A 7,023-nucleotide genomic window follows, 5' to 3' on the forward strand; every position below is an offset into this window, starting at 1 on the left:
GCCGACGCGACCGGTCGCGATGCTACCGGTCGTTGGTCCGGCACTCCGGCACCCCCGTCAGTTGGCCGGCGCGATGCCGAGCGGATGACGGGCGGCGTTCGGGTCAGGGGCGAGGCGATCCGCCGGAACGTTTCGAGAGCGCCAGGCGGAGCAGGTCGGCAACGGTATTGACGTTAAGCTTCTCCATGATGTTGGCGCGGTGCGCCTCGACCGTTTTGATGCTGATGCCAAGATCGTCTGCGATCTGCTTGTTCAGGCGGCCGGCAATGATGCGCTCGAGCACCTGATGCTCACGACTCGTGAGCTTGGACAGCAGGTCCTCGGCGGCTTGCAATTCGCGTTGGCTGCTGGCGTCTTGCCGCGCTTTCGCGAGCATCCGCTCGACTTGTGCGCGCAGTTCCGCCTCGTCGAAAGGCTTTTCGATGAAGTCCATTGCGCCTTTCTTCATCGTGTCGACCGCCATCGGCACGTCGCCGTGGCCCGTCACGAAGATGATGGGAATGTTGAACCGGTTCTCGACCAGTTTTTCCTGAAGTTCCAGGCCGCTCATGCCCGGCATGCGGACATCCAGAATCAGGCAGCCAAGCTGATGCCCGTTGTAGTGCGAAAGGAATTCCTCGGCACTGGCAAAGCCTCGCACGTGGTAGCCATTGGCCTCGAGTAGCCAGCGAAGCGAGTCGCGAACCGCCTCGTCGTCATCAACGACGAAGACGGTTTCTTGTTCGATAGTGGTGTTGGGTGTTGTCATAGTCCTCCCCCGGATCCGGATGTCGTATCGCCTTCTAACGGTAACAGAATACAAAAAGTACAACCATTCCGCACGCCGTCGACGTCATTGTTTTCTACCCACAGACGGCCGTGATGCGATTCGATGATCGAACGGCAGATATTCAGGCCCATGCCCATGCCGTCCGATTTAGTGCTAAAGAAAGGTTCAAACAATCGTTCGATGGTGGCCTCGTCCACCCCAGGTCCGTGATCCGATACCTGGAATTCGACCGATTTGTCTCGCCGTTCCACGTGCAGACGCACGCTCAGGTCGCGCCGCTGGCCGGGCGGCGGCGTGTAGCCTTGCATGGCCTCGGCGGCGTTCTTGAGCAGGTTCACGAGCACCTGTTCGATCAGCACCGGGTCGACGTTGATCTGTGGCAGTCCGGCGGGCAGCTCGGTCACAATGCGAATGCGGCGCTTGCGGGCTTCAATCTCGGCGAGGCCCACGGCATCCGCTACGATCTCATAGATCGACGAGGGTTGACGCTTCGGTTCGCTACGTTTCACGAACGCGCGAATCCGCTTGATGATCATGCCCGCACGCACCGCCTGCTGTGACGTTTTTTCCAGCGCGGGCAGCAACGTTTCCGGTGAGGTGCGCCCGGCACGCACCAGCGCCGCCGTGCCCATGCAGTAATTGTTGATGGCCGCGAGCGGCTGGTTCAGTTCGTGGGCCAGCGACGAGGCCATCTCCCCCATGGTCGTCAGGCGCCCGGTGAACTGCAGGCGTTCTTCTTCCTGACGGGCCAGCTCCTCTGCATGACGGCGGGCCGTAATGTCCGTTGCCACCTGCAACTGTGCCAAGTGGCCGTCGACCCACTGAATATATTGTCGTCGGACTTCGAACCATTTCTGGTGCGCCGGCAGATAGATTTCCTGTGTCTGCGCAGCCGTGTCGGTGAGCGACGCGGCAGGCAGTCCGGCAAAGGCGTCGACCAGATCGATATGGTCGAGCGACGTGGGGGAGAGTTCGCCGCCGCCTGACAACTCCAGGTGGCCTTCCGGGCGCGTACCGAACAACTGCCGGTAATAACGATTCGCGAACAACAATTCCGCCTTGTCGACGGCGAGTACCGATACCGACGCGTCGAGGCTCTCCAGCACGGTCGTGAACCGCTCATGGGCGGCGGCGAGTTCCTCGCGCGCCCGCTTCGGTTCGCTGATATCGGTCAGCGACGACATCCAGCCGGTCTGGCGGCCATGCGCGTCCACGAGCGGCGAGACGAACATGCGCGCGTAGAAGATCGTGCCGTCTTTGCGCTGCACGCGAATTTCGAAGCCGTGCGAGGGCGCCTTGCCGCGCAGCGTCATGTCGATGCGGCGCTGCATTTCGTGGATGTCGTCTTTGGGCCAGTAAGGGTAGGGCGGTGCCCGGTACATGAGATCCTGCTCATCCCAGCCTGTCATCCGGCAGAACGCGGGGTTGACGTAAGTAATGTGGCCCTGCAGGTCAAGCACACGCATGCCGATGACGATGGAGTTCTCCATGGCCCGCCGGAACGACGTCTCGTTGAACAGCGCCTGCTGTGCCTCGAAGCGCTGGCGCGTATGCCGCCACAGGCTCCATAGGCTCCAGAGCACGAAGCACGACAAGCCGGCGATCAGCCACACCAGCGTGTTGTTGACGAAATTGCCGACGGCCGGATACGAGTAGATGCGCACCGCGAGACTGTGCCCGGGGGGGTCGAGGAGCAACTCGTAGGAGACATCGCGCGGCAACGGCGGGCGTGTCGATGTCGTTGCCAGCTCGTTGTTGTGAGTGTCGATAAACGACACCTTGAACTTGTCGCCAAGCTCCTGCGGCAACTCGTGGATCAGCAAGCCTTCCACCGAATACACCGCACTGATCGTGCCGAGGAATTCGCGCTCACGCAGCACGGGCACCTGCACGACGATGTAGCTTGCCCCCGAGGCGTCATAAATCAAGGTGGAATAGGCCGATCGGCGCGAATCGCGGGCGGCGCGGAATGCAACCAATAATTCGTCTTCCATCGGATGCTGCGCCGAGCCCTGCAACCGCGACGCGAACGGCGAGTCCGTCGGCGCCGCCCACTTGGAACGCTGCGACGCATCCAGCCAATTCATGAAGACGATGTCCGCATGATTTTGCATCAGTTCGTTCGCCGTATTCTGGAAGTGCGCAACGTCCTGCGGCTTGGCTGCCGTGTCGCGCGCAAGCGAGCTGATCTGGTCCTGAATGGCCAGCATATTGAGGCGAATCTGTTGCTGCGCCCAAGCCACATTCCGATACAGCGTGTCCTGCTGCTGCTCCGTCTCCCGGCGGTTCAGGCTCCACAGGATCAGACTCATCACCACGAGAAAGATCACAATGGAGACGAGCGGGACCAGCAAGTAGTAGTGCGACTCCGCGAACCCCTGCAACCAGCGGTTGGAGCGGGCAGACGTAGCAGCGGACCGGGACGGCGGAGCGGAATTGGCGAGGCGAGGCGAAAGCATGGCGAGATTGTAGCGCAGGCCGGGCGGTTTCCCGCTGCCATCAACGGTTCCCGCTTGCTTTTCGGAAGCCTCCGAGCTTTTGGGTAAGACGGCCGCGCAATTTGCTGTCGAGACCGAGCGGTACGCCGGCAAATCGTGGTGTGATAGTGCCAGCAACCTGTTGATTTTATGTGCACTGCAGCAGAATTCCGTATTATGAAATTTACTATCGTAATCTGAAATTTAGCTTGCGGAGGCAGGAACAACCTTCGTACAATGCCCCGGTAAAAAAGCCGGTGGGCCCGTCCATAAAGCGGGATTCGACCGTCACGCCAACCCGCTAACGACAGACAAGGAGACACCATGTCCGCCGTACCTGAAGAAGCCCTCAAGATCGTCTCCCCCGCGGACGCCGATCCCCAAGAAACGCAAGAATGGCTGGCCTCGCTCGAAGGCGTGCTGGCGGCCGAGGGCCCAGAGCGTGCCCACTACCTGCTCGAGAAGCTGATCGAGTTCGCCCGCATCAACGGCGAACATCACCCGTTCTCGGCGAATACCCCCTACATCAACACCATCCCGCTCGACCAGCAGGCCCGTATTCCCGGCGATCAGGATGTCGAGCACAAGATTCGCTCATACACCCGCTGGAATGCGATCGCGATGGTGCTGCGCGCTGGCAAGGACACGAACGTCGGCGGTCACATCGCGTCGTTCGCCTCGGCCGCAACGCTCTATGACGTTGGTTTCAACCACTTCTGGCATGCACCCTCCGACAAGCACGGTGGCGACCTGATCTTTGTGCAGGGCCACTCGTCGCCGGGCGTGTACAGCCGCGCCTTCCTGTTGGGCCGTCTGGAAATGCCCCAGCTCGAGAACTTCCGCCAGGAAGTGGACGGCGGCGGTCTGTCGTCGTACCCGCACCCGTGGCTGATGCCTGACTTCTGGCAGTTCCCGACGGTGTCGATGGGCCTGGGCCCGATCATGGCGATCTACCAGGCGCGCTTCATGAAGTACCTCGAGTCGCGCAACATCGTGAAGACCGAGGGCCGCAAGGTCTGGGCCTTCCTCGGCGACGGCGAGACGGACGAGCCGGAATCGCTCGGCGCCATCGGCATGGCCGGTCGCGAGCATCTCGACAACCTCGTGTTCGTGATCAACTGCAACCTGCAGCGCCTGGATGGCCCGGTGCGCGGTAACGGCAAGATCATCCAGGAACTCGAATCGGAATTCCGCGGTGCCGGCTGGAACGTCATCAAGGTGATCTGGGGCAGCCGCTGGGACACCCTGCTCGCCCGCGACAAGAAGGGTCTGCTGATGACGCGCATGATGGAGTGTGTCGACGGCGAGTATCAAACCTACAAGTCGAAGGACGGCGCCTACGTGCGCGAGAACTTCTTCAACACGCCGGAACTCAAGGCGATGGTCGCCGACTGGTCCGACGAAGACATTTGGGCGCTGAACCGCGGCGGGCACGATCCGCACAAGATTTTCGCCGCGTACCAGGCGGCCACCCAGCACAAGGGCCAGCCGACTGTCATTCTGGCCAAGACCATCAAGGGCTATGGCATGGGCGAGGCCGGTCAGGCCATGAACATCACCCACCAGCAGAAGAAGATGCCGGTGGAGTCGCTCAAGAAATTCCGCGACCAGTTCAAGCTGCCGATCGCGGATGACCAGATCGCCGACGTGCCGTACCTGAAGTTCGAGGAAGGCTCGAAGGAACTCGAATACATGCGCGCACGCCGCATGGAACTGGGCGGTTACCTGCCGCAGCGTCGCACCAAGGCAGCATCGTTGCCTGTGCCTGCGCTGTCCGCATTCGATGCCCTGCTCAAGGCGACCGCCGAAGGCCGCGAGATTTCGACCACGATGGCGTTCGTGCGGATTCTCAACGTGCTGCTCAAGGACAAGGCCCTGGGCCAGCGCATCGTGCCGATCGTGCCGGACGAGTCCCGTACCTTCGGTATGGAAGGTCTGTTCCGCCAGATTGGTATCTGGAGCCAGGTCGGCCAGCGCTACATCCCGCAGGATCAGGATCAATTGATGTTCTACAAGGAATCGGAAAGCGGTCAGATTCTGCAGGAAGGCATCAATGAAGCCGGTGGCATGTGCGACTGGATCGCAGCCGCAACGTCGTACTCGACGCACGGCGAGACGATGATCCCGTTCTACATCTTTTACTCGATGTTCGGCTTCCAGCGCGTCGGCGATCTGGCCTGGGCGGCCGGTGACATGCGCGCTCGCGGTTTCCTCGTGGGCGGCACGGCCGGTCGTACGACCCTGAACGGCGAAGGTCTCCAGCACGAAGACGGTCACTCGCTGCTGTGGGCGTCGTCGATCCCGAACTGCCTGCCGTACGATCCGACGTTCGCTTACGAACTCGCCGTGATCGTTCAGGACGGCCTGCGTCGCATGGTGCAGGATCAGGAAGATGTCTATTACTACCTGACCGTGATGAACGAGAACTACGCGCATCCGGCCATGCCGGAAGGCGTTGAGCAAGACATCCTGAAGGGGATGTACGCATTCCGTCGCGGGGTGGACGACAGCAAGGCGCCGCGTGTGCAACTGCTGGGTTCGGGCACGATCTTCAACGAAGTGATCGCCGCCGCCGAAATGCTCAAGAACGATTGGGGCGTCGAATCGGATCTGTGGAGCTGCCCGAGCTTCACGGAACTGGCCCGCGAAGGTAACGACGCGGCGCGCCATAATCTGCTGCACCCGACCGAGACGGCGCGTTTGTCGCATGTCGAGTCGTGCCTGAACGACACCCGTGGCCCGGTCATCGCATCGACCGACTACATCCGTACGTACGCCGATCAGATTCGTCCGTTCGTGCGGGGTCGTTATGTGGTGCTCGGCACCGACGGCTTCGGCCGTTCGGATACGCGCGAGAAGCTGCGTCACTTCTTCGAGGTGGATCGTAACTGGGTCACGGTCGCTGCCCTCAAGGCATTGGCCGACGAAGGCACGCTGCCGGCGACCAAGGTTGCCGAAGCGATTGCCAAGTACAACCTGGATCCGAACAAACCCAACCCGATGACCGTCTAAAGGCCGCTTCGCGCGGCGCGTGCGACCGCCAGCCGCCCCTTAGCGGCGGGCGGGTGCGCGCCGCACGTCAAGCGCAGCCTCGAGGAGACTGTGGAAAATGAGTCAAGTGATCGAAGTGAAAGTCCCCGATATCGGTGACTTCAAGGACTTGCCCGTCATTGACGTGCTGGTCAAGGCGGGCGACAAGATCGATGCCGAGCAGGCCCTGATCACGCTGGAATCGGACAAGGCAACGATGGATGTGCCGAGCCCGGCCGCCGGCATCATCAAGGCGCTGAGCCTGAAAGTCGGCGATGAAGTATCCGAGGGTTCCCTCATTCTGACGCTCGAGACCGCTAACGGCTCGGGCGCACAAGCCAATGCGGTGGCCGCTCCCGCGCCGGCGCCTGCGGCTGCGCCGCAAGCGGCCGCGCCCGCCGCGGCACCTGCTGCGCCAGTTGCACCGGCGACCCCGGCCGCCAGCGGCGGCACGAGCAAGATCGACGTCAAGGTGCCGGACATTGGTGGATACGACGACGTGCCCGTGATCGATGTGCTGGTCAAGGTGGGCGATACGGTGACGGCCGAGCAGTCGCTCGTCACGCTGGAGTCCGACAAGGCGTCGATGGATGTGCCGAGCCCGGCCGCCGGTGTGGTCAAGGAATTGAAGATCAAGGTGGGCGACAAGGTGTCGGAAGGCACGTTGATCGTTGTGCTCGAGGGCGCTGCTGCTGCCGCACCGGCCAAGGCCGTCGCCGCAGCGAGCGCACCGGCCCCGGCGGCACC

At 62.0% G+C, this 7,023-nt stretch carries 4 protein-coding genes; 2 read left to right on the top strand and 2 right to left on the bottom strand.

All coding sequences use genetic code 11. The features are described from left to right. Nucleotides 1-103 precede the first annotated feature (103 nt). Together PSO31014_RS20790 and PSO31014_RS20795 are read right to left on the bottom strand one after the other, a co-directional pair. Complete coding sequence (locus PSO31014_RS20790) at nt 104-748, bottom strand: response regulator transcription factor (protein ID WP_017231575.1); 645 nt, start codon at nt 746-748, stop codon at nt 104-106. Continuing rightward, a complete protein-coding gene (locus tag PSO31014_RS20795; RefSeq protein ID WP_217424932.1) occupies nt 745-3,228 on the bottom strand; it encodes a PAS domain-containing sensor histidine kinase in 2,484 nt (827 codons plus the stop codon). The genes PSO31014_RS20790 and PSO31014_RS20795 overlap by 4 nt, the downstream gene beginning before the upstream one ends. 342 nt (nt 3,229-3,570) lie before the next feature. Between PSO31014_RS20795 and aceE the strand changes: the two genes are divergently transcribed. Then, nucleotides 3,571-6,258, top strand: a complete 2,688-nt coding sequence (aceE, locus tag PSO31014_RS20800; protein ID WP_150553349.1) for a pyruvate dehydrogenase (acetyl-transferring), homodimeric type — start codon at nt 3,571-3,573, stop codon at nt 6,256-6,258. A gap of 97 nt (nt 6,259-6,355) precedes the next feature. After that, nucleotides 6,356-7,023, top strand: a 668-nt coding sequence (locus PSO31014_RS20805) for a biotin/lipoyl-containing protein (protein WP_343039592.1), incomplete at its 3' end; no start/stop codon positions are given.

It is taken from the genome of Pandoraea soli, assembly GCF_902459595.1.
In the GTDB taxonomy this organism is placed as follows: domain Bacteria; phylum Pseudomonadota; class Gammaproteobacteria; order Burkholderiales; family Burkholderiaceae; genus Pandoraea; species Pandoraea cepalis.

Coding starts and splice junctions, on each gene's coding strand:
- PSO31014_RS20790 (WP_017231575.1), bottom strand. CDS start 748: ATGACAACACCCAACACCACTATCGAACAAGAAACCGTCTTCGTCGTT.
- PSO31014_RS20795 (WP_217424932.1), bottom strand. CDS start 3,228: ATGCTTTCGCCTCGCCTCGCCAATTCCGCTCCGCCGTCCCGGTCCGCT.
- aceE (WP_150553349.1), top strand. CDS start 3,571: ATGTCCGCCGTACCTGAAGAAGCCCTCAAGATCGTCTCCCCCGCGGAC.